At 73.2% G+C, this 22,147-nt stretch carries 19 protein-coding genes; 8 read left to right on the top strand and 11 right to left on the bottom strand.

What is annotated here, in order from left to right; genetic code table 11:
• Window positions 1-34 precede the first annotated feature (34 nt).
• The 4 genes from ACZ6QO_RS12520 to ACZ6QO_RS12505 all read right to left on the bottom strand — a co-directional run bounded on the left by ACZ6QO_RS12520 (window position 35) and on the right by ACZ6QO_RS12505 (window position 3,632).
• Window positions 35-1,879: an N-acetylmuramoyl-L-alanine amidase gene (locus ACZ6QO_RS12520; RefSeq protein WP_465850198.1), complete on the bottom strand. Its 1,845-nt coding sequence runs from the start codon at window positions 1,877-1,879 to the stop codon at window positions 35-37.
• A gap of 170 nt (window positions 1,880-2,049) precedes the next feature.
• A complete protein-coding gene (locus tag ACZ6QO_RS12515) occupies window positions 2,050-2,505 on the bottom strand; it encodes an Lrp/AsnC family transcriptional regulator (RefSeq protein ID WP_465850196.1) in 456 nt (151 codons plus the stop codon).
• A 151-nt stretch (window positions 2,506-2,656) separates the two neighbouring features.
• Window positions 2,657-3,028 (bottom strand): hypothetical protein, encoded by a 372-nt coding sequence (locus ACZ6QO_RS12510; protein WP_465850195.1) that lies wholly within the window; start codon window positions 3,026-3,028, stop codon window positions 2,657-2,659.
• Between the two features lie 196 nt (window positions 3,029-3,224).
• Window positions 3,225-3,632 carry a VOC family protein gene (locus tag ACZ6QO_RS12505; RefSeq protein ID WP_465850193.1) on the bottom strand — a complete coding sequence of 136 codons (408 nt, stop codon included), beginning with the start codon at window positions 3,630-3,632 and terminating at the stop codon, window positions 3,225-3,227.
• 96 nt (window positions 3,633-3,728) lie between these two features.
• Here ACZ6QO_RS12505 and ACZ6QO_RS12500 point away from each other — a divergent pair, with 96 nt between their 5' ends.
• Window positions 3,729-4,679: a helix-turn-helix transcriptional regulator gene (locus ACZ6QO_RS12500; RefSeq protein WP_465850191.1), complete on the top strand. Its 951-nt coding sequence runs from the start codon at window positions 3,729-3,731 to the stop codon at window positions 4,677-4,679.
• Here the strand turns inward: ACZ6QO_RS12500 and ACZ6QO_RS12495 are convergent.
• The 3 genes from ACZ6QO_RS12495 to ACZ6QO_RS12485 all read right to left on the bottom strand — a co-directional run bounded on the left by ACZ6QO_RS12495 (window position 4,661) and on the right by ACZ6QO_RS12485 (window position 10,094).
• A complete protein-coding gene (locus ACZ6QO_RS12495; protein WP_465850190.1) occupies window positions 4,661-8,191 on the bottom strand; it encodes a tetratricopeptide repeat protein in 3,531 nt (1,176 codons plus the stop codon). The genes ACZ6QO_RS12500 and ACZ6QO_RS12495 overlap by 19 nt on opposite strands.
• Window positions 8,192-8,271: 80 nt before the next feature.
• The gene (locus tag ACZ6QO_RS12490) at window positions 8,272-9,828 is read right to left on the bottom strand and encodes a class I adenylate-forming enzyme family protein (protein WP_465850189.1); all 1,557 of its coding nucleotides are present in this window, start codon (window positions 9,826-9,828) and stop codon (window positions 8,272-8,274) included.
• A gap of 14 nt (window positions 9,829-9,842) precedes the next feature.
• Window positions 9,843-10,094, bottom strand: coding sequence for a hypothetical protein (locus ACZ6QO_RS12485; protein WP_465850187.1), 252 nt, complete (start codon window positions 10,092-10,094; stop codon window positions 9,843-9,845).
• Window positions 10,095-10,423: 329 nt separating this feature from the next.
• Between ACZ6QO_RS12485 and ACZ6QO_RS12480 the strand changes: the two genes are divergently transcribed.
• From ACZ6QO_RS12480 to ACZ6QO_RS12460, 5 genes are all read left to right on the top strand, one after another.
• Entirely contained in the window at window positions 10,424-11,344 is a 921-nt protein-coding gene (locus ACZ6QO_RS12480) for a D-alanyl-D-alanine carboxypeptidase family protein (RefSeq protein ID WP_465850186.1), read from the top strand.
• A 232-nt stretch (window positions 11,345-11,576) separates the two neighbouring features.
• Window positions 11,577-11,987 carry a TOBE domain-containing protein gene (locus tag ACZ6QO_RS12475; RefSeq protein ID WP_465850184.1) on the top strand — a complete coding sequence of 137 codons (411 nt, stop codon included), beginning with the start codon at window positions 11,577-11,579 and terminating at the stop codon, window positions 11,985-11,987.
• An 11-nt stretch (window positions 11,988-11,998) separates the two neighbouring features.
• On the top strand, window positions 11,999-12,793 hold the full coding sequence (modA, locus tag ACZ6QO_RS12470; protein ID WP_465850182.1) for a molybdate ABC transporter substrate-binding protein: 795 nt from the start codon (window positions 11,999-12,001) through the stop codon (window positions 12,791-12,793).
• Between the two features lie 376 nt (window positions 12,794-13,169).
• Window positions 13,170-13,733 (top strand): snapalysin family zinc-dependent metalloprotease, encoded by a 564-nt coding sequence (locus ACZ6QO_RS12465; RefSeq protein ID WP_465850181.1) that lies wholly within the window; start codon window positions 13,170-13,172, stop codon window positions 13,731-13,733.
• Between the two features lie 180 nt (window positions 13,734-13,913).
• The gene (locus tag ACZ6QO_RS12460) at window positions 13,914-15,638 is read left to right on the top strand and encodes an alpha/beta fold hydrolase (RefSeq protein WP_465850180.1); all 1,725 of its coding nucleotides are present in this window, start codon (window positions 13,914-13,916) and stop codon (window positions 15,636-15,638) included.
• A 106-nt stretch (window positions 15,639-15,744) separates the two neighbouring features.
• Here ACZ6QO_RS12460 and ACZ6QO_RS12455 read toward each other — a convergent pair whose 3' ends face one another.
• Window positions 15,745-16,212, bottom strand: coding sequence for a hypothetical protein (locus ACZ6QO_RS12455; protein WP_465850179.1), 468 nt, complete (start codon window positions 16,210-16,212; stop codon window positions 15,745-15,747).
• A 931-nt stretch (window positions 16,213-17,143) separates the two neighbouring features.
• Between ACZ6QO_RS12455 and ACZ6QO_RS12450 the strand changes: the two genes are divergently transcribed.
• Window positions 17,144-18,325, top strand: coding sequence for a DUF3103 family protein (locus ACZ6QO_RS12450; RefSeq protein ID WP_465850177.1), 1,182 nt, complete (start codon window positions 17,144-17,146; stop codon window positions 18,323-18,325).
• A gap of 195 nt (window positions 18,326-18,520) precedes the next feature.
• Complete coding sequence (locus ACZ6QO_RS12445; protein ID WP_465850175.1) at window positions 18,521-18,667, top strand: hypothetical protein; 147 nt, start codon at window positions 18,521-18,523, stop codon at window positions 18,665-18,667.
• Window positions 18,668-18,672: 5 nt separating this feature from the next.
• Here ACZ6QO_RS12445 and ACZ6QO_RS12440 read toward each other — a convergent pair whose 3' ends face one another.
• The 3 genes from ACZ6QO_RS12440 to ACZ6QO_RS12430 are packed head-to-tail and all read right to left on the bottom strand — an operon-like array spanning window position 18,673 to window position 21,787.
• Window positions 18,673-19,515 (bottom strand): sugar phosphate isomerase/epimerase family protein, encoded by an 843-nt coding sequence (locus ACZ6QO_RS12440; RefSeq protein ID WP_465850174.1) that lies wholly within the window; start codon window positions 19,513-19,515, stop codon window positions 18,673-18,675.
• The gene (locus tag ACZ6QO_RS12435; protein WP_465850173.1) at window positions 19,512-20,666 is read right to left on the bottom strand and encodes a dihydrodipicolinate synthase family protein; all 1,155 of its coding nucleotides are present in this window, start codon (window positions 20,664-20,666) and stop codon (window positions 19,512-19,514) included. The genes ACZ6QO_RS12440 and ACZ6QO_RS12435 overlap by 4 nt, the downstream gene beginning before the upstream one ends.
• Window positions 20,663-21,787: a Gfo/Idh/MocA family protein gene (locus ACZ6QO_RS12430; protein ID WP_465850687.1), complete on the bottom strand. Its 1,125-nt coding sequence runs from the start codon at window positions 21,785-21,787 to the stop codon at window positions 20,663-20,665. Before ACZ6QO_RS12430 ends, ACZ6QO_RS12435 begins: the two co-directional genes overlap by 4 nt.
• Window positions 21,788-22,147: the final 360 nt, after the last annotated feature.

The raw sequence follows: 22,147 nt of genomic DNA, 5'->3' as shown, positions 1-22,147 counted from the left end.
CCTACGGCACGCGCGACGCCGTACGGCCGGACGCTCAGGTCTCGGTCACCACCACGTCCTCGCTCCTGACGAACATGAAGCGGTGGCCGAACTGGATCTGGTGGTACTCATCGGCGCCGCGGACCACGCGATGCAGCGTGCTGTCGAAGGTGTTCGCCTTGTAGAACTCGCCGGTCGTGGTCATGCCGACCGTGTACGACTGTCCGGCGGGGAAGGTGTACTGCAGCGGCACCAGCGGCTGCGCCGGCACGTCCGCCGGGTACGCGGCCGGCTCCGGGTACGCGCGGCCGTACACGGGAACCGACGCGAGACCGGGCCGGGGCGTCGCGATCAGGGTGCGGCTGGGCACGGCCACGGGGCCGGACCCCGGGTTGAGGAACCACGCCTTCTGACCCAGGTACCAGATGGCCGTCCAGTCGCCCCGCCGCCCGGCGACGACGTAGCGCTGGCCGGTGACCGCGCGGGCGGCGTGATCATAGACGCTGAAGGTCGACTCGCCCGCCGGGTGCTTGCCGATGTCCTTCACCAGGGGCGACTCCTCGCGCGGCTCGGTGTGCAGCCACACCGAGGCCGATCCGTGCGGCGGGCAGGGCGAGGCGGGGTGAACCTCGTCGCAGCCGTCGTAACGCGGACGGTTGCGGGCGTAGTCCGGCAGGATCATGACCGTGGCCGTGCCGGGGTCGCCGTCCGGGCGCAAGGGAGCGCCCATCAGGTCGAACAGATGCGCCCAGTCCCAGTACGGACCCGGGTCCTCGTGCATCCCCGCCACCTTGTCCGGCAGCAGGCCGGGCACGTTGTCATGGCCGACGATGTGGGCGCGGTCCAGCGGGACGCCGAACCGATCGGCCAGGTAGCGCACGAGCTTGGCGGACGTGCGGTACATCGCCTCGGTGTACCAGGCGCCGCCGGCGGCGAGGAAACCCTCGTGCTCCAGGCCGATCGCCTTGGTGTTGACGTACCAGTTGCCGGCGTGCCAGGCCACGTCCTTGGTGCGCACGTGCTGGGCGAGGTGCCCGTCGTGTGAGCGCAGCGTGTAGTGCCAGCTCGCCTTGCGCGCCGGGTTCTGTACGAGGTCGACCGTCGTGTCGTACACCTCTTCGGTGTCGTGGATGACGATGTACTGGATCGTCTGGCTGGAGGGACGGTCGGCGATGTCGTGGTTGCCGTAGGTGTCCGCCGGCACCCTCTGGTAGGGCGCCGGGATCCACTCGCAGGAGACCGATTCGGGGCACTCCACGGTGTCGGCGCGCTCCAGGTGCGGCAGGTTCAGCCGTGCCAGCCACGCGCGGGACGGGCGCACCTGCGGAGAGGGCGGCAGTGTCACCTCCGCGCCGGTGTCGGTGATCCGGGTGGCGCCCTCGCGGATGACCTCGTACACCTCGTCGGCGAAGTCGGCCGCGATCTCCTCGGCCGCGGCGCCCGAGTAGCGCGCCACCGCGCCGTACCAGTCGGCGGGGTCGGCGCTCGGCGGTGCGCCGAGGGCCCGCTGGTAGTGGGCGAGCAGCGCCGCGCCGCCGTCGATATTGGCCGCGGGGTCCTCGCGCAGGCGCCTGAGGCTCTCACCGGTCAACTCGGCGGCGCGCTCCAGGGTGTGCAGGGACCCGGGCAGGCCGTCTCGCCGCCCGGCCGGCCCGGCGGGACGCGGCGCGGGGCGGGAGTCGTCGCCGCGCGGGTCCTCCTCACCGTCGATGTGGTGGTGCCGCGTCCGGCTCAGCCCGGCTCCGTCGGTGAGGTGCATGGGGCCGAAGCCGGCGGCCGTGCTGGGCCTGCCGTCGTTGCAGTCCCAGCGCGACTCCATGTAGGAAACGGCGAGCAGGACGCTCTCCGGTACGCCGTGTTTCTTCGCGACCCGCGCGAACGCTTTCGGCATCGTGGTCATCACAACCACCTCCACCTGCACCGTCGCATGGACGCCTGCGCGACTGGAGGTGATATAGCATGATTTTTCGCTTTTTTGCCGCAATGCGAAGACCGCGTCACGGATGCGCTCCACCTCTGTCGCCGGGAGACGCGCACGCGGTTCCGGACGCCCGCGGTGGGCGGGGAAGGCTACGAGGGTTCTGCGGTGAGGTCGGGGGTGCGGTGCTCGTAGGGGGTGCTCAGCACGATGGTGGTGCGGGTGGAGACGTTCGCCGACGCCCTGATCTGCTGCAACAGGTGCTCCAGCGCGATCGGGGAGTCAACCCGCACCTTCAGGATGTAGCTCTCGTCGCCGGCGACGCTGTGACAGGCCTCGACCGCCGTCAGATGTTCGAGCTTCTCGGGCGCGTCGTCGGGGGCCGAAGGGTCGATCGGCTTGATCGACACGAACGCGGTGAGCGGGAGGCCGACCGCGTCGTGATCGACGAGAGCCGCGTATCCCCGGATGACGCCGCGCTTCTCCAGCCTGCGCACCCGCTGGTGCACGGCCGACACCGACAGGCCGGTCTCCTTGGCGAGGTCGGTGAAGCTCATGCGGCCGTCCGCGGCCAGCAGCATCACTATTCGACGATCGATCTCCTCCACTCCGTAAACGGTAGCGCCCTATGAGCCCGTTTCGTCATCTAAACCGGTCACGTCATGGTCCCAACCGACCCCCCTGCGTGGCCGTGCGTCCGGCGGGCCCGGACGCGGGCCACGGCCCTGGCCTTCGGCGGGAGGCCTCCGGGGCGGCGCGTCAGCGCTTGCGGACGATCCAGAATTTCTCTGAAATGTGGCAGACCCGGCGACGTTTGTTGCAGTAGCCGGACTGGGACGGGGCGTGCCCGGTGACGCTCGCGTTGGACACGTGCTGGATGCCGCGCATATTCGTGGGGCTCAGCACCTGCGAGTAGTTGTAATTGCGCCGGCCGTTGCCGATCACGATGGGCCCCCGGTCGCCGGCCACCAGGCCGGCGTGCGGCCGCCGGGGAACCGCCCCGGCCCGCGCGGGCGCCTGTGGCAAGGCGAGGGCCGCGGACACCGCGAACACGAGCACCGCGCACGCCTGCCACCCGGCGCCGGGCGACACCCTGGCGGGCGAGCAGCCGGCCTCCCTGCGGCGTCTCATCGCATTTCGCACCTTGCCTCCACAAGTCGCTCGCCGGCCCGTCCGATCCGAGAAGGCGCCCGCCGGCCCGTCCGATGCGTTCCGGCGGCGGCGTTGCCCAGCCCATACCCTCCCGCCCGGCGCGCGCCCCGCCCGGACGGCCCTCGCACCCAGAAGATTGTCACCGCTTTGCGACCACCTGACCACGCACGGTGCGTCATCCGCCCAGCCTCTCCAGGTAGTGCTCGTTGTACATGACGCCCAGCACGTTGCCGAACGGGTCGACCACCGCGGCGGTGACGAACCCCTCGCCGCGCTCGGTGAGCGGCAGGTACGGCGTGGCGCCCAGGGCCAGCAGCCGCTCCAGCGCGGCCTGGACGTCGTCCACGTGCCAGTGGAGCACCACTCCTCCGGGGCCCTCGGCGGCCTGCGGCGGCGCGTACCGCCGATCGATGAGGCCGAGCTCGGTCTGGTGGTCGCCGATCCGGAACTCGTAGTAGGCGGCCGGCCGCCCGCCGCCCGGCCGCTCGAAGTACGGCTCGGCGTCCAGCAGGTCGGAGTACCACTTCCTGGCCGCCTCCAGATCGTCGGCCCAGAGGTTGACGGTGGCTGGTCCTCGCAGCATGTCGTGCCCTTCTCGTCGGCTTCTCGTCCGCTTCTGAGACCATCCTCTCCGTCAAAGTGCTCACCGATTGAGCACTTTGTTTGGCAGGCTTCCGGCATGCGAGCCGACCGTCTTGTCGCCGTCCTGCTGCTCATGCAGTCCCGCGGCCGGGTGACCGCCGCCGAGCTGGCCGCCGAGCTGGAGGTGTCCGTCGCCACCGCCCGCCGCGACCTGGAGGCGCTGTCCGCCGCGGGCGTCCCGGTCTATCCGCAGCCCGGACGCGGCGGCGGCTGGTCGCTCGTCGGCGGCGCCCGCACCGACCTCAGCGGCCTGTCGGCGGCCGAGGCGCAGGCGCTGTTCCTCCTCCTCGGCCCGGCCGCGGCCGTCTCCGCCGAGGCCAGGACGGCGTTGCGCAAGCTCGTGCGGGCACTGCCGACGACGTTCCGCGCCGACGCCGAGGCCGCCGCGCAGGCCACGGTGGTCGACCCGGCCCGGTGGGGCGAGCGCGACCGGGACCGGCCGCCGCTGGTCGACCTGCTGCAGGCGGCCGTCGTGCGCCGGCAGAAGGTCCGTCTCACCTACGCGGGACGCGGGCGGGAGCGTGGCGAACGGCTGGTCGACCCGTGGGGGCTGGTCGCCAAGGACGACGTCTGGTACCTGCTCGCCGGCACCGAGCGCGGGCGGCGCACCTTCCGGGTCGACCGGATCGCCGAGGCCGAGCCGACCGCGCTGCCCGCCGACCGTCCGGACGACTTCACCCTCGCCGCCGCCTGGGAGGAGGTCGTCGGCGAGATGGAACGGCGGCGTTCACGCACCTGGGCGACCGTACTGGTCGAGACCAGGTTCGCGCGGGTGCTCCACGACCAGTTCGGCCGGCACTGCCGCACCGACGGCGAGGCCGGCGACGGGCGCACCCGGGTGCGCCTCGCCGCGCCGACTCCGCTGGACATCGCCCGCCACCTCGCCGGCTGGGGGTCGATGGTCGAGGTTCTCGAACCTCCCTCCGTCCGGCGCGAGCTCGCCCGCATCGCCGCCGAGCTCGCCGCCCGCTACGTCCCCGATCCCTGACGCCCGTCGGGCTTCGGTTCGGCCGGGGCGTCCGGCTTGGCGGGGGTGGACGCCGAGGACAGCAGACTGCGGGCGGTCTCGATCTTGTCGCGCAGCGCGGGGTCGAGGACGAGCAGCAGGTACAGCAGCGCCCAGACGAGGCCGGCGAGCAGGGCCGAGCGGTAGGTCTCGGCGTCCAGTCCGAGCAGCGGCCGGACGGCGATCACGCCGAGGACCGGCAGGCCCATGACGGCGACCGCCCGGGTGACGGGCAGCACGCGGCCGCGCCACCCCGGTGCGGCCACCGCCGCCTCGGCCTTCGCCTGGCGCAGGCGCGACAGCTCGCCGCCGGCGATGGCGCCGGCGCAGCGGCGCAACTCGGCGCGCACCGGTCCGAGATCGCCGGGCCCGGAGGTGAGGATCTGCCGTTTGAGCCGGCGCAGGGCGCACGCGGCCGCGGCGGCCCGCTCGGTCAGCCACTGGTCCATTCCGGCGTCCGATGCCCTGAGCTGCCGGGGAAGGTCGCGCTCCATGCCCTGGGCGGCCTGTTCGAGCAACCAGGCGTCATATCGGCGCTCGATGGGAGAGCTTCCGGCGACGGGCCGCTCCAGCCGCAGGATCAGGTCGAAGAGCCGGTCGAGGACGGCCGCCCGGGCGTTGCGCCGGCGGATGACCTTGACCGGCACGCTCCCGAGGCGCCTGTGCAGCCAGACGAACGCGCCGCGCGCGGCGTAGGCGGACGACTGACCCAGCAGGATGACCCCGGCGGTCGCCGCGGCCGGGCCGAGGCCCGTCCTCGACAGCGCCATGGCGGCGGCCGCGCAACCACCCGCGATCAGGGCGCCTTTGACGAACGTCACCCGGTATCCGGCCGCGATCACGGCGAGCAGCGTCGCGGCGGCCAGGGCGGCCGTGACCGCCGCCCCCGGTGAGGCGACGTTCGCCCGCACGGCGGCCACTCCGCCGGCGAGCGCCCCGAGCCCGGCGGCGACCCGCCGCCCGGGGTCGAGGAGCGTGCTCATCAGCTGCTCGGCTCGCGCCCAGCGCAGGTGGTACGACTCGACCTCGGCGCGCACGGCCGGCGCGCGGCCGTCTTGCGGGATGTCGAGGGAGTCCAGCACCCGCAGGTTGAAGTGCCAGCTCTGCCAGGTGCTCATGACGCTGCGGTCGAAGGCGAGGACGCGGCGGCGCAGCCACCGCACAGGGCCGCCGCCGAGCCGTCCCTCCCTGCGGAGCCACGTGCCCGCCACGCTCCACGTCCCCGCGTGCCGGCCGTACGCCAGGCCGGCGAGCGCGTAGAACCGGTGACGCTCATACAGGCGGGCCAGCCGGTCCGCCGCGTCGTCGCCGGGCGCCGCGGTGAGCAGCCGTACGGCCTCCACCGTGCAGCCGAGCGTCTCCAGCAGGGACGCCTGCGCCGTGAGCACGGCGGGGTCGCCCGGCTCCTGGTCCAGCACCCGCCGCCGCAGGGTCAGCGCCGCCTCCGCCGCCCCGCTGGACTCCACCGCGTCCGCCAGTTGAGGGAGTATCTCCGCGTGCCGCTCCCGGGGGAACAGGGCGAGCGCTTCCTCGGCGGTCCGCATCGCCTCGGTCGCCGGGCCGTAACGGATCAGCTGCTCCCACAGCGCGACGTTCCCCGGCATCCGGGTGACCGCTTCGCGGGCGGTGCTCTGCGCCTGGTCCTCCAGATCGGCGTAGTAGAGATAGCGGACCCGGGCCGCGTACGCCTCGGCGTGGCCGGGGACCCGCGTGATGACCTTCTGCGCGTAGGCGGCGGCCCGTTCGTCGCGGTCCATGTCCGACAGCAGCTGCGCGGCCGTGAGCAGGACCTCGCCCCCGCCGCCGCACCGGGCGACCAGCTCTTCGAGCGTCCGTTCCGCCTCGGCGAAGGCGTGCACGGCGAGCAGCGCCTTCGCCCGCGCCGCCAGGGGACGTGTCGCCTCGGGGTCGCGCAGGGCCGCCTCGTCCAGCAGCCGTAAGGAGGTGTCCGCGCGCTGGGTGTCCAGCGCCTCGGCCACGTCGCACAGCAGGTCGGCCCCGTCGGGGTGACGCGCCGCCACCGTCCGCGCGAGCGCCTCGGCCCGGCGCCACCTGCCGAGCTCGATGAGCAGGGCGAGCTGTCCCCGGTAGACCTCGATATGGCCGGGTTCGCAGGTGGCCGCGCGGCGGGCCGCCCGCAGGGCGCGGCGCCGCCGGCCTCGGGCGAGATGCGCCTCGCGGGCGAGGTCCCACATCCCGGAATCGCCCGGCCTGCTGCTGATCGCCGCCTTCGCCGCCCTGACCGCCTCGCCGTGACGCCGGTCCTCGATGAGCAGCCCGACCAGGACACGCCACGCGTCCGGGTCCCAGGGGTGCCGCGCGACCGCCGCCCTGTAGTGCCGGACCGCGTCGTCCGTCAGGCCCGCGTCCGCGTACAGCCGCGCCGCTTCCACGCCCTCGGCTTCCACGCCCTCGGCTTCCACGCCCTCGGCCTCCTGGCGGAGCCGTTCCAGGACCTCCCGCGCCTCGGCCCTGCGGCCGAGGCCGACCAGCGACGACGCTCGCGACCTGAGCAGCGCCGCGTCATCGGGATAGACCCGCAGGGCGTGTTCGATGACGCGCAGCGCGTCGGTCTCGCGGCCACGTTCCCGGTAGGCTTCCGCGATGTCCGCCCAGGTCGTGGCGGTGACCTGCTCGCCGGCCGCGTCCGCCGCGCGCTCGGCCCGCGCCGGGTGTCCCCGGGCGGCCAGATCGGCCGCCCCGGCCTCCGGCGGGAACCCGGGGTCCGCCCGCCATGCCTCGGCCTCCTGGTGCCTGCCGAGGGCGCGCAGGCAGGAGAGCCGGCCCAAGATCGCCCCGATGTCCGGCGGCGAGCCGGCGGAGCGGCCCGCCTGGAACGCCCGGTCGAGGAAGGGCAGCGCGAGCGCGTGGTGGCCGCGGGCGGTGTGCGCGCCGGCGGCCTCCCGCCACCTGTCCGGCGGCAGCGACGCGAACACCTCGCCGGCCTCGGCAAGCCGCAGCAGGTCGAGAAGGGCGACGCCGCACACCATCGTCAGGCCGGGATCGCCGGGTTCGCGCAGGAGACCGGCGCGGGCCGCCCGCAGCGCGTCACCGGGCAGACGGGCCTCGGCCGCCTGCCGGGCCAGCAGCAGCCAGAGCGGTGCGCTGTCCGGGCAGCGCTCGACCGCCGCACGAGCCTCCCGCAGCGCCTCGCCCGTACGGCCGGCGAACGCCAGAAAGGTGACATGCCGCTCGTGTGCCTCGGCGTGACACGGATCGGCCGCCACCGCGCGGGCGGCGTAGCGGGCGGCACGGACGTTCTCCCAGGCGTCCCCGAACGCCAGGGCCGCCTCGAGGTTCCGGTCGCGGAGTTCGCCGGGCGGGCATCGGGCCAGGTAGGCGTCGAAGACGCGTTCGCTCTCCCGGCTGCGCCCCATCTTCAGCAGCGTCACCGCCCGCAGGCGCAGCGCATCGGGGCCGGCCGGGTCGCCGAGCAGGCTCAGCGCCTGGTCCAGCCGTCCGGCCGTGATGCATTCCTCAACCTGCGCCAGCACGTGCCGCCCTCCGGTAGCTCCTCGACCGTTGTATAGGAGAGACGACGAACAGTCGGTACAAGTAGCCGGAAATCTATCGATCAACCCGCTGCCGGGCCATACCGCGCCAACAGGGCGCGCTTGTCCGGTTTGCCGCTGGGCGCGACCGGCACGTCGGACACCGTCGTGATCGTCGCGGGAACCTCCTCAGGGCCGAACTCGGCGCGCACCAGCGCGGCCAGCGCGTCCGGGTCGGGGGTGCGGCCGGCGGCCGGCACGACGAACGCGTGGACGGACTCCCCGGTGCGCTCGTCCGGCGCGCCGGCCACGTACGCCTCCGCCACGTCGGGGTGGCCTGCCAGCACGCGCTCGATGGGGCCCGCGTACACCACCGCGGCGTTGACCATGATGACGTCCCTGATGCGGCCGTCCAGGTGCAGCAGGCCGTCCTCGTCGAGACGGCCGAGGTCGCGGGTGCGCAGCACGCCGTCCCGCAGCACCTCACGGGTCTCCTCCGGCCGGCCCCAGTAGCCGGTCATCATGTACGGGGTGCGGACGTGGACCTCGCCGGACTCTCCCGCGGCGACCGGGCGGCCTTCCTGGTCGCGTACGCCGACCTCGACCCCGGTGTGCGGGCGGCCGACCGAGTCCGGCGCGCTGTCCGGGAGGGCGGCGATGTCGGCCGGGGTGAGGATGGAGATCAGCCCGGACTCGGTCGTCCCGTACCCGTGGTAGACCACGGGGCCCAGCCGGTCCACCGCCTCCCTCAGCCGGTGACCGCTGATCGACGATCCGCCGACCATCAGCGCGCGCAGGCTGCCGACGTCGGCCCGCTCGGTGCGGAGCAGGTCGAGCATGCGGCACAGCCGGGGCGCCGCCATGACCGAGCCGGTGATCCGGTGCCGCTCGATCACGTACGGGAACAGCGGCCTTCCGTCCTCCTCGGGGATCACCGCGGTGCCGCCGCCGAGCAGGCACAGCATCAGGTAGTCCATGATCACCGTGGCGGCCAGGGTGCCGAACACGAGGAACCGCTCGAAGGACCCGGCCAGTGTGGTCGCGACCGGTGACCACACGCGGGGCTGCCACGACCAGTGCGCGTCGAGCGCACGGTAGGTGAACGCACAGCCCTTGGGCTCCCCGGTGCTGCCGCTGGTGAAGGTCAGCAGCGCCACGTCGTGCGGGTGGACCGTGACGGCGGGGAAGCGGTCGCCGCCGGGGTGCGCCATCAGGTCGGCCGCACCCGTGACGGGGCCGAGGGACAGCACCGCGGCCGGCCCGGCCGCGCGGAGCAGCTCCGGCGTCGCCGTCGACCCGTCGACGACCACGGCGTCGATGTGCATGCCGAGCACATGGGCGAGCCGGCGGTAGGTGTACCCGGGGCGTACGCACAACACGCGGCAGCCCAGCGCGAGCGCCGCCATGTGCGCGGCGAACGCCTCCGGGGAGACCCCGGTGTACAGGGCGACGCCCCGGCCGGGACCGAGCCCCGCGTCGCGCAGCGCGTTGGCCAGGCGCCGGATGAGGTCCAGCAGCTCACCGCGTGAGGTGATCGCGCCCCGGTGTTCGAAGGCGGGGCTGCCTGGCGCGCTTCGCAGCGCCTCCAGCAGGGGATACGGGGGTAACGGCGACTCGGCGGAATCGACTGGATCGTGCATCTCCGGCTCCTGTTCTACCCGGCTCGCCGGACCACGCCGACGACGCGGCCGGCGGAGGCATCGACGACCGGCATCAGCGTCGGCACCGCGGCCGGGGTCAGCGTCAGCACCGCGGCCGGCGGGGCGGCCATCAGGGCGGCCGTCGAGGCGACCGGTGGGGCGGCCGTCAGGACGGCCATTGGGGATGCCGTCAGGGCGAGGAACCGGCCACTGCCGGCCCCGCCGCCGGCCTGGGACGCCGATCCGCCGCCAGGACCACCGTCCATGAGATGCCCTTCCGATCGCCGCGCCCGGTCGCAGGGCTTGGCAGCCTAACCCGGTCGACGATCGCGCGGCTACGATTCAAGGTCAAGTGGAACAAGCCGGACAGCCGACACAAGGCCGACCACGGCTCTCGCACCGCACCGGGTCACCGCGCCAGTCACCGCGCCCGACGCCACACCGGACGGCGGCCGGACGCCAGCGCCGGTCGGCGGGCCGGTCGTCGCACCCCGGGCCGCAACAGCCCCACTAACCTCCTCCAGCCGTAAAGAACAGGACTGTTTTCCACAAAGGCCCACGAAACCACTCATAACGCCATGGCAGCCTGAAGCTCGTGCGTAGACAGAACATCATCACCGGCGCGTGCGCGGCCATGTTCGCCCTGGTCATCGGGGTCGCCTCCCCCGCGTCGGCCCAGTCGGCGCAGGCGCCGGCCCGCTCCGCCCCGGGCACGATCGCCACCGCCCAGGCGGGCGCGACCCGCCTGGAACCGGAGGTCTACGGGCGCGCCGCGTACCTGTTGGACGCCTCGACCGGCAAGGCCCTGCTCGACGACAACGCCGGCGACCGGTTGCCGATCGCGAGCCTGACCAAGGTGATGACCGCTTACGTCGTCCTGCAGGAGGCCCGGCTCACCGACACGATCAAGATCACCGGCGCGGACCAGAGCTACGCCGACGACCACGGCGGCACGAGCGCCGATCTGCGTCCCGGCGACCGGGTCCCGGTGGGCGAACTGCTCTACGGGCTGATGCTGCCCTCGGGCGCCGACGCCGCCCACGCCCTGGCCCGCACCTACGGCCCCGGCGTCGAAGGCTTCGTCGCCAAGATGAACGCCGCCGCCAAGCGGCTCGGCCTGCGCGACACCCTGTACGTCAACGCCGACGGGCTGCCCATGCCGGGCGGCGACGGCTACTCCACGGCCCGGGATCAGGCCCGGCTGGCCGCGGCGGCGCTGCGCGACGCGACCTTCACGAAGGTCACCTCGACCGCGAGCCACTCGCTCGACGAGACGGCCGAGCATGGGGCCTACACCTGGACCAACACCAACCACCTGCTCGGCGAGCCGGGCGTGCTCGGCGTGAAGACGGGGTTCACCAACGCCGCCGGATTCTGCCTGACCTTCGCCGCCGACCGCGACGGCCGCCGCCTGGTCGGCGTGATCCTCGGCGAGGACGTCTCCAACCGCCGCTTCTCCACCGCCGAGTCCCTGCTGGACTGGGCCGCCGACAACCCCTCAGCCTCCGCCGCCTGACCCTCGACCTCCGCTACCTGGCCTCTCGGCCTCCGCCGCCTTACCCACCGGCCACGCGCGACGCGCACCCGGCGCCGAGACCACGGACCCAAGCAGTGTGATCCTCGGCGAGGCGAGCGGCCGCGTACCCGCACCAAGCTCTTGCGGACGCGATGGCACAACCGTCATACGACCCGCTTCTGCGGCGAATGATCGCTATTGACCTCGCAGATGCGGAATATATGGTTAGCCTGTGACGACGTTCCGGATCAGTGAGGCCGCCGCGTTGCTCGGGGTCAGCTCCGACACCGTCCGCCGCTGGGTGGACGCGGGCCGGCTGGCGGCCGAGCGTGACGAGCACGGTCACCGGCGGGTCGACGGCGCCGATCTTGCGGCCTTCGCCCGTTCGCAGGTCGAGGTGGTCGACGGCGGCCGCTCCTCGGCGCGCAACCGCTTCCGCGGCATCGTCACCGAGGTGATCAAGGACGCGGTGATGGCCCAGGTCGAGATCGCCGCCGGGCCGTTCCGAGTGGTGTCGCTGATGAGCCGGCAGGCCGTCGACGAGCTCGGGCTGACGGCGGGCGTGGTGGCCGTCGCCGTGATCAAGTCCACCAACGTCGTCGTCGAGCTCCCCGGCCACGAACGCGCGGCCGGTGGCCAGTGAGAAGGCCCGCGGTGTTCGGCCGTCCTTCCCGGTGGGGCGTCGCCCTCGTGCTCGCCCTGGGGCTCTCCGGGTGCGGCTCTGTCCGACCGGCCGCCTCCACGGCCACCGCCTCCGATCCGGCCGCCGCGGGCGGCGCCGGCGAGGTCACGGTGTTCGCGGCGGCGTCACTGACCGACACGTTCACCGAGCTGGGCGAGACCTTCGAGGCGGCGCACCCGGGCACCTCGGTGAGGTTCAACTTCGGCTCCAGCGCCACCCTGGCCCAGCAGATCGTCCAGGGTGCGCCGGCGGACGTGTTCGCCGCCGCCAGCCCGGCCACCATGCAGATCGTCACCGATGCCGGTCTGGCGAGCGCGCCGGCCACGTTCGCGCGCAACAAGCTGCAGATCGCCGTCCCCGCCGACAATCCGGCCAAGGTGGACGATCTCCGCGACCTGACCGACCCGAAGGTCAAGGTGGCGCTGTGCGCCGAGCAGGTGCCGTGCGGGGTCGCGGCCGTCAAGGCGCTGGACGCCGCCGGGCTGAAGGTCGAGCCGGTCACGCTGGAGCAGGACGTCAAGGCCACGCTGACGAAGGTCGAGCTGGGCGAGGTGGACGCGGCACTGGTCTACACGACCGACGTGCTCGCCTCGGCGGGCAAGGTGCGGGGCATCGCCTTCCCCGAGGCCGACAAGGCGATCAACGACTACCCGATCGCGACGCTGACCAAGGCACCCGCCGCGAGCCTGGCCCGGCAGTTCACCGACCTGGTCCTCTCCCCCCAAGGCAAGAACGCCCTGACCAACGCCGGCTTCGAAACCCCCTGATCCGCCCGCACCCCGTCCCCCGGCGCCCTCAGCCACCGCCAAAGGCCGGCTGCCCACCGCGTCCACCCATACCCCTTGCCCTCCTCCTCGCTCCGCCCATGTACCCACCCACCCCGTCCCCGCCCATGAGCCGCTTCACAGCGCGCCCCCAGCGCGCCACCCATAACGCTGAGCCGAACCGAGCCGCCCAAGACGCTGATGCAGTCCATAACTCGGTGGTAGGGGACAACTGGCGTATCCCCTGTGGGTCTCGCCGCGCATACCTTGGCACCAGCCCCACCTGAGGACTCCGCAGGTCATCGGCGCCCGCCGCGCCGATGACCCCTCCGGTGCGCCTCGCGGTGGCCGTCCCCCACCCTGAGGAGACTCGATTCTCGTGTCAAGAATCCTTCGCACCGTCTCTGCCCTGCTCCTTGGACTGGCCTTCCTCATCTCACTCTCACCCGCACCGGCGGCCTCCGCGCAGGCCGGAGTCGCAGTGCGGGTGCTGCGGTACGACGCCGGCCGCGCCGCCGAGTTCCGCGCCGTCATGGACCAGGCCGCACAGGTATGGAACGCCGCGGTGACCAACGTCCGGCTCGTCGCCGGAACCCCCGCCGACTTCGTCGTGCTCGCCGACAACGGCTGGCCGCGCACCCAGGTGACCGGCCTGGGCCGCGGGACCATCTGGATGGGCCGCGAGGCGACCGCCCAGGGCTACTACCCGCTGCGCATCGCCACCCACGAAATGGGCCACATCCTCGGCCTCCCCGACCGCCGGACGGGCCGCTGCGGCGACCTGATGTCCGGCTCCAGCGCTCCGGTGAGCTGCACCAACGCCAACCCCAGCGCCGCCGAGCGCACCGAGGTGAACACCAACTTCTCCGGCTCCGCCCCACTCGCCGAATCCAGCAAGCTGTACGTCGACCGCCCGGACGCCACCTTGACCTCCACGCCATAGCCGGACGTCCTTACGGAGCCATGAAAACGCCATGAAAACGATCATGAGCGGCGATCCCCTGACCAGGGCCGACATGATCAGGTCGGTGCCCCTGGCTTGACGCGGCCCGCGCGCCAGGTGATCGTCAGGGCTTGGCTCCCCCCGAGCCGATCGCGGACCGCCTGCACGACAGGGGAACTCATGCCCGTACGCAAAGCCCCGCTCGGCGCCTACCCCTCGCCCACCGTTGCGACCGTGCCGGTCGACGAAGAGCAGGACGGTGCGAGCGCGGCCCTGTCCCGAACGGCGCGCGTACGGGACCGGCTCGGGCCACTCGCCCCTACGGCACGCGGACGGGGCCGGCTTGGGCGCCTCACCCCTACGGCGCGCGGACGGATCGGGCTCGGGTGGCTCACCCGTACGGCGCGCGGGCAGGCCGGGCTCGGACGCCTCGCCCGTGCGGTGCCGGTCGCCGCGCTCGCACCGGTCGTCGCAGCGGCCCTCGCGGTCTCCACCGTCGCCGCCCCCGGCACCGCCGCCGCTGCTGGACGCCCGGGGCTGCGGTGGGAGGCGTGCGCCGGAGTGAGCGCGCCGGACCTGCTGTGCGCCCGGGTAACCGTCCCCCTCGACCACCGCCGCCCGTCCGGCCACAAGATCTCCATCGTGATCTCCCGGCTGCCCGCCACCGACCCGGAGCGGCGCCGGGGGGTGCTGCTCACCACCGGCGGCGGACCGGGCGGGCCGGGCGTTCCGCTGCCCGCGAGCCTCGCCACCGCGTTGTCCGCCGACGTCCGCGCCACCTACGACCTGGTCGGATTCGACATGAGGTTCGTCGAGCGCAGCACACCCATCGGCTGCGGGCGGCCCGAGGAGGAGCCGGGCGGGTTCTGGGTGCGGCCCGCGACACCCGGACGCTTCCCCGCCGAGGCTGCCGAGGCCCGGCGGTACGCCGAGGACTGCGTGCGCGCCTCCGGCTGGGCCCTGCCGCACGCCACCACCGCGAACGCCGCCCGCGACATGGACCTCATCCGTGCGGCCCTCGGCGAGGAGAAGATCTCCTACCTGGGCGGCTCGTACGCGGGACTGCTCGGCGCCGTCTACGGCACGCTGTTCCCGCACCGCGTGGACCGGTTCGTGCTGGACAGCCCGGTGAACGCCGACACGATCTGGCGGCCGTTCGAGCTGAGCCGCACCCCGGCGTTCGAGGAGGGCACGATGGCCTTCGCCGCCTGGGTCGCCGCGCGGCACGCCGAATACGGCCTGGGGGACACCACCGCGAAGGCGCATGCCGCGCTCACCGGCATCCTCGAACGGGCCACCCGGGCGCCCATCGTCATCGCCGGCCACGCCTGGACCGGCGGCGAACTGGGCGCCCTGCTGGTCGCCGGGATCTACGACGAGCGTGCCTTCGGCATGGTCGCCGCGGCCTTCGCCGCCGTCGCCGCCGGACGGGAGCCGTTCGTGCCGTTTCCCATCCGTCCCGCGCCGCCGGAGGGCGTGCCCGGTGTGCCCGCCGGCCACCACACCGCCACCAACACCGCCTACCGCTGCGCCGACGCCCCCTGGCCGCGCGACCCGCGCGTCTACCTGCGCGACATCGCCGCTTACCGGGCGCGTCACCCGCTGTTCGGGCCGGGCAACGCCAACATCAACCCCTGCGCGTTCTGGCCGCCCGCCAAGGACGAGCCGGTGCGGCTCGACCACAACCGCGCGCCGGCCGCCCTGGTCGTGGCGGCCCTACGGGACGTGGCGGTGCCGGTGTCCGTGAGCAGGGCCGTCGCCGCGCGCATCCACGGATCCCGCCTCGTCACGATCGACGCCCAGACCCACGCCCCGTTCCCGCATTACGGAAACCCCTGCCTCAACGCCACGGTCACCCGCTACCTCACCACCGGTGAACTTCCGCCCGCCGACACCACCTGCTGATCTCAAGCACACCGAGCGAAATGCGAGCGTGGCGAATACGGGTAGCACCCCGCGGCCCCGCCGTCGGCGGGGCCGCCTTGATCTGGTTCAGAGAATCTGCATTCGATCATGGCTCGGGCGTCGTGACCTGCGGTCGCGCTTGTTGTGCGGCGGCGTCGGCGGGCATTGCGCGAAAGCCGCGGCGGCGCAGGAGAGGGGCGGTGATGAAGACGAACAGCGCGAAGGCGGTGATGCGCTGCAAGCCGGGCTGGGCCGAGAAGTCGCTGTGCTGGATGCCGTACACCGCGTACCAGTTGGCCGCCAGGTCGGTCACCATGATGGCGCAGGTCAGATCCACACCGACCCTCCTGCCGAGGGTCAGAAGCGCAGCCGCCGCCGTATCGAAGATCATCAATGAGGTCCAGAACAGGTTCAGCCAGCCGGGAGCCCAGTGGTAGGGCCGTAGGCCGCCGCGGACCAAATCGGTGAGGTGCGACGCGGTGCCTACGAAAATCAGGATGACGACGTACACGAGTACCAGTGCCACCGCCCATCGCGGGATCCGCCGCATCCATCCGATCACGCCGTCCATCATCGCGCCGGCCACCTCCCATCACACACGTCCAGATCTTCAATCGATCATGGTCCGGAGTCTCGGACGGCACCAGTGGATCGAGATGCATGAGCTCCATGGCGTGGGCGTGGCGCAGTTGGTGGATGCCCGACCCCGACTTCGGCCCGCACACGGTAGGTCTGCCGGCGGTGGTGGGCGGCGCCGCACAGTGTGGCCCTGCCCGCCTTCGCAGGCATCATGGTCGCCATGCCGGCATTCGTCGATCCGACCAGCAGGTTGATGACATCGTTCCTGGCCGCCGTGGCGGAGTTCCGCGCCGACTCCGACTATCCGGTTCCCTGGTTCGTCGATGATGTCGACCCGCGGGCTCTGGTCGACTCCGCGGCCTTCGAGGCGTACACCGCGCGCGTGCTCGGCGAGCGGAGCCCATCAGGCGTGCGGCCCGGATTCGCGAGCGATCCGCTACACCCAGCGGCTCGCCGAGTCCGACCGGCCGCCTCCACGGCCACCGCCTCCGAGCCGGCCGCCACGGGCGGCGCCGGCGAGGTCACGGTGTTCGCGGCGGCGTCAAGTTCGCGGCGGGCGGCCGCCCTCGAAAGCCTGGTCGCGCGTGGACGTCGAGCCGGGGCCTGTGGGCGCGAGACCGCGGGAGCACATCCGGGACGCCGCACTGCGGCAGTTCGCTGCGCGGAGCTTCAAGGGGGCGACCGTGCGGGAGGATCGCGCAGGACGCGGGGTCTCGTCCGGATGGTGCAGCACTATTTCCCCTCCAAGCAGGTCGGAAGGGCGGCGCTCCGGTCTCGGTGAGCGGTAAAAGGCGCTAAAGCACCATTGACTCCTCAGCAAGTCTCTACATTTCCTAGATCGTCAAAACTTGTCACTCTCCATCTGTCTCGCTGCTCCGGCCAGGACACCCCTCCGAGCCGGAACCCTGAGCAGAAGGAGAAGGCTCGTGACCCGAGTCCTCATGACCGCCGTCGCCACAGTGGCCGCGCTGGCACTGACCTGCGGCACCGCCGCGGCCGCCCCCACCTCCCCGCCGTCCACCTCCCCGGCCTCCACCTCCCCGGCCTCCACCACTCCGGTCTCCGGCTCCCCAGCCTCCCTGACCGAGCCGTCGCGCGCAGGATCCGCCGCGGCGCCCGCCTACGCCGTGTTCACCGCCACCGACCGTCTCGCCGGCCAGGTCGCCGCCGCCCTGGCCGACCGGACGGTGCGCGACCGCACGGCCTCGGCCACCGCGTCCGGACCGGCCGACCTGCTGGCGCTCGGATCCGGCACCAGCCTCGGCCGCGCGGCGCAGGCCGCCAACCGGGCCGTCCTCGCGGCCAAGGGGCTCCCCGCGTCCGGCGGGTCGCTACTGCGGCTGCGGCCGGCGACCCCGGACATGGCCGCCGCGCTGGCGCGCGGAGAGGTGCCTCTGGTCGCGGCCGCGCCCACCGACGACGAGCCCGCGCCGATCACCGCCTACGACCCGCTCGGCGGCAAGGTCGTCCTCGACCCGGCGAAGGCCCCGAGGCGTCCCGTGCTGGTGGTCGAGGTCGACGTGGCCAAGGCGCTTCCCATGGGGCTGGACGTCATGCGGGACACCCTCGCCGCCGGCGGAGTGACGGCCGCGGAGCCGCTCGCCACCGCCCAGGGCGGCGGGTACTGGGCGACCAAGGTCAACGCCGTCCGGCTGTCCGACGACAAGGAGCCCTGGATCAAGGGATCAGCCGAGATCTACAGCATCGTCGGCGGGTTCGGCCTGGACGGCAAGGCCACCGTGAACGTCGTCCAGATGCCCTACCTCGACAACGACGGCACCACCTATTACCCGAACCAGCTCCTCGTGCACTTCTCCGCCTACAAGTACAACCTGGCCGACGTCGTGATGATGGAGGACGACGGGGACACCAACTATCAACAGCTCGCCCAGGCCATCACCGCCGCGCTGCTCACGATCGCGGACGGCGGCGCGTACATCCCGCTGGTCAGCGCCATCCTGTCCGCCATCCCCACCTCCTGGTGGACCGACGATCCCGACTACGTCGACTCTTGGTACACGCTGTCCACCGGCAGCAGTGGCCGGTTGAACGGCGCGGCCGCGAACGGCTGGATGGACGTCGCGCCCTACTGGGTGCAGGCGCTCTGATCTGAGCTCGGCCCCGTCGCCGCGTGGCCCGTCCCGGCGCGCGGGTCCCGCCGGGCGCGCCGCGTGGCGGAGGAGGCGCGGGCCCCCTCCGCCACGCGGCGATGTCCCGTTATTCAGGCGGGACGGCGCCACGCCTTCGCCGCGCGCTTCGTTCAAGCCGACGGCCAAGTTGAGGCCGGCTCATAGCTGGACCGCATGTGGAGCCTGTCCTTCGCCGACCACGGACGGTTCCGGTCCGCGGTGGCCGGCATCGCCAGCGACTGGGCCGACACCGGACTGCTGACTCCCACGGAGAAGGACGCGGTGACATCCGCGGCCGACCCGGCGAGACTCTCCCGCTGACGAACTCAGCCGACCTCGGTGGCGAAGCGCCGTTTCATCGTGGCGACCACGTCGTCGGGGTCGGTGGCCCAGATGTCGGCGTTGAAGATCTCGACCTCTATGTCGCCCCGGTAGCCGGCGGCTTCGACGGCCGTGGTGAGGGGCCGGAAGTCGATCACGCCGTCGCCCATCATGCCGCGGCCGAGCAACGGGTCGGCGGGCAGCGGCACCAGGAAGTCGCTCACCTGGTAACTCGCGATGCGGGCGCCGGCCCGTTCGATCTGCGGCAGGACATCGGGGTCCCACCACAGGTGGAAGGTGTCGACCACCACCCCCACCCGCCCGGCCGGGTACGGCTCCGCAAGGTCGAGCGCCTGGCGCAGCGTCGACAGCACGGCGCGGTCGGCGCAGTACATGGGATGCAGCGGCTCCAGGGCCAGCCGCACGCCGCGCTCGGCGGCGTACGGGACCAGTTCGGCTAGTCCTTGCGCCACGCGGGCCCGCGCGGCGGGCAGGTCACGGCTGAAGCCGTCCTCGCGAGCCCCACCTGGGGCGACTCCGGGCAGGCCGCCCACCACCAGCACCAGGCAGGCGGCGCCGAGGGCGGCCGCCTCGTCGACCGCCGCCCGGTTGTCGTCCAGGGCGTGGCCGGGGCCGGTCATGAACCCGCCCCGGCACAGCGAGGAGACCCGCAGGCCCGCGTCCGTGATCAGCTTCGCGGTCGCGGCCAGGCCCTGCTCGGCCACGGCCTCCCGCCACACCCCGATCGCGGGAACGCCGTGACGTACGCAACCCTGCACCGCCTCGCGCATCGACCAGCGGCGGGTCGTCCACTGGTTGAGGGACAGGCGGGAAGCGGCGGGGGTCACGCGGTCACCCCGGCGGTGGCGAGCAGGCAGCGCATCCGGGCGGCGGCCAGCTCGGGGTCGGGCAGGAGGCCTGCCTGGTCGGCGAGGCGGAACACCTCCGCCAGGTGGACGATCGACCGGGCGCTGTGCGCGCCGTTCACCATCACGAACGCGTCCTGGTGGCCGGCGAGCCAGGCCAGCAGGACGATGCCGGTCTTGTAGTGGTAGGTCGGCGCCTCGAAGATCTTGCGGGCGAGCGGCACGGTCGGCGCGAGGATCGACTCGAACCGCTCGGCGTCGCCGCCGTCGAGCGCGTGCAGGGCCGCCGCCGCGGCGGGCGCGATCGGGTCGAAAATGCCGAGCAGCGCGTGACTGCCGCCGCGGATCAGGCCGGGATAGTTGAAGTCGTCGCCGGTGTAGAGCCGCACGCCCGCCGGCAGCCGCTCTCGCAGCCGCACCTCGTGGGCGGCGTCCAGCAGCGAGACCTTGACGCCGCCCACCCGGCGCGCGTGGTCGCGGACCAGCGCGAGGAACGCCTCGGTGGCGGCGTCCTGATCGCGCGACCCCCAGTATCCGGCGAGGGCGGGGTCGAACATCTCGCCCAGCCAGTGCAGGATCACCGGCCGCTCCGCCTGGCCGAGCACCTTGCCGTACACCGCGTGGTAGTCCTCCGGGCCGCGGGCGAGGCGGGCGAGCTGCCGGCTCGCCATGACGACGACGCGGGCGCCGGCCTCCTGGACGACGGCGACCTGCTCCAGGTAGCCGGCCACGACCTCCTCCAGCGTGGCGGCCCCGGGCAGGTGGTCGGTGCCCGCGCCGCAGGCCAGCAGGTCGGCCGGGTCTCCGTGGTGGCGCGCCTCCGCGGCGCTGCGCCGGATCAGTTCCCGCGTGGCCGCCCAGTCCAGGCCCATGTTGCGCTGGGCCGTGTCCATCGCGTCGGCCACCCGCAGCCCGTACGACCACAGGTGGTGGCGGAACCGCAGGGTGGCGTCCCAGTCCAGCGCGGCCGGGGAGCCGGGCGCCTGGGGGGCGAGCGGGTCGGCGACCACGTGCGCGGCCGCGTAGGCGACCCGGTCGCGCGGCGGCGACGGCGGCGGGGTCCAGGCGACCGGCTCGCGAAGGCGGTAGGTGCGCAGTGCCCGGTCCTGGCCCGGCAGCGTGACGGCGGTCACACCGCCGCCTCGGGCACCTCGACGCGCGTGCCCCGCTCGGAGGAGCGCAGGCCCAGCTCCGCGATCTGCGTGCCCCGGGCGCCGGAGGCGAAGTCGTGCGGGAACGGCGCGTCCTCCAGGACATGGCGGAGGAACATCTCCCACTGCACCTTGAAGCCGTTGTCGAAGCCGGCGTTGTCCGGCACCTCCTGCCACTGCTCGCGGAAGGGCTCGGTCGCGGGCAGGTCGGGGTTCCACACCGGCATCGGGGTGAGGGCGCGGTGCTGGGCGCGGCAGCGGCGCAACCCCGCGACGGCGCTGCCGTGCGTGCCGTCGACCTGGAACTCCACCAGTTCGTCGCGGTTCACCCGCACCGCCCACGATGAGTTGATCTGGGCGATGACGCCGCCCGCCAGCTCGAATATGGCGTAGGCGGCGTCGTCGGCGGTGACCTTGTACGGCCGGCCGTGCTCGTCCACCCGCTCGCCGATGTGCGTGACCGCCCGCGCGGTCACCGCCTCCACCCGCCCGAACAGGGTCTCCAGCACGTACGTCCAGTGGGGGAACATGTCGAGGACGATGCCGCCGCCGTCCTCGGCCCGGTAGTTCCACGACGGGCGCTGGGCGGGCTGCCAGTCCCCCTCGAACACCCAGTAGCCGAACTCGCCGCGCACCGACAGGACGCGGCCGAAGAAGCCGCTCTCGATCAGCCGTCGCAGCTTGAGCAACCCGGGCAGGAACAGCTTGTCCTGGACGACGCCGTTCTTGACGCCCGCCTGCCGCGCCGCCCGGACCAGGGCGACCGCGCCGGCGAGGTTCTCCGCCGTGGGCTTCTCGGTGTAGACGTGCTTGCCGGCCTGGATCGCCCGGGTGACGGCGGCGACCCTGGCGTTGGTGGTCTGCGCGTCGAAGTAGACGACGTTGCGCTCGTCCGCGAGGGCGGCGTCCAGATCGGTGGTCCAGTCGGGGACGCCGTGCCTGGCCGCGATGTCGGCCAGCTTGGCGGCGCTGCGTCCCACGAGCACCGGCCGCAGCGTCACCCGGCGGCCGTCCGACAGCAGGACCCCGCCCTGCTCGTTGATCGCGAGGACGGACCTGACCAGGTGCTGGCGGTAGCCCATCCGCCCGGTCACCCCGTTCATGACGACGCCGAGAGTGGTCACCCGTTCTCCTCTCCGGTTGGGAAAGCGCTTTCCCCGCCCAGACCGTACGACCGGGGCCGCCGCGCGTCAACGGAGATCCGCGGCGCGCGCGGCACGCGCGTCACCCACCATCGTCCCGCAGAGGCACGGCCGCGGGCGGGACGGGCAGCGCACCGCGGGCGGGACGGGCAGCGCACCGCGGGCGGGACGGGCAGCGCACCGCGGGCGGGACGGGCAGCGCACCGCGGGCGGGACGGGCAGCGCACCGCGGGCGTGGCGGGCAGCGCACCGCGGGCGTGGCGGGCAGCGCACCGCGGGCGTGGCGGGCAGCGCACCGCGGGCGTGGCGGGCAGCGCACCG

The sequence above is a fragment of the Sphaerisporangium sp. NPDC049457 genome, assembly GCF_055586705.1.
The sequence above is the reverse complement of the archived record's forward strand: the minus strand, read 5'-3'. Positions and strand labels throughout refer to the sequence as shown.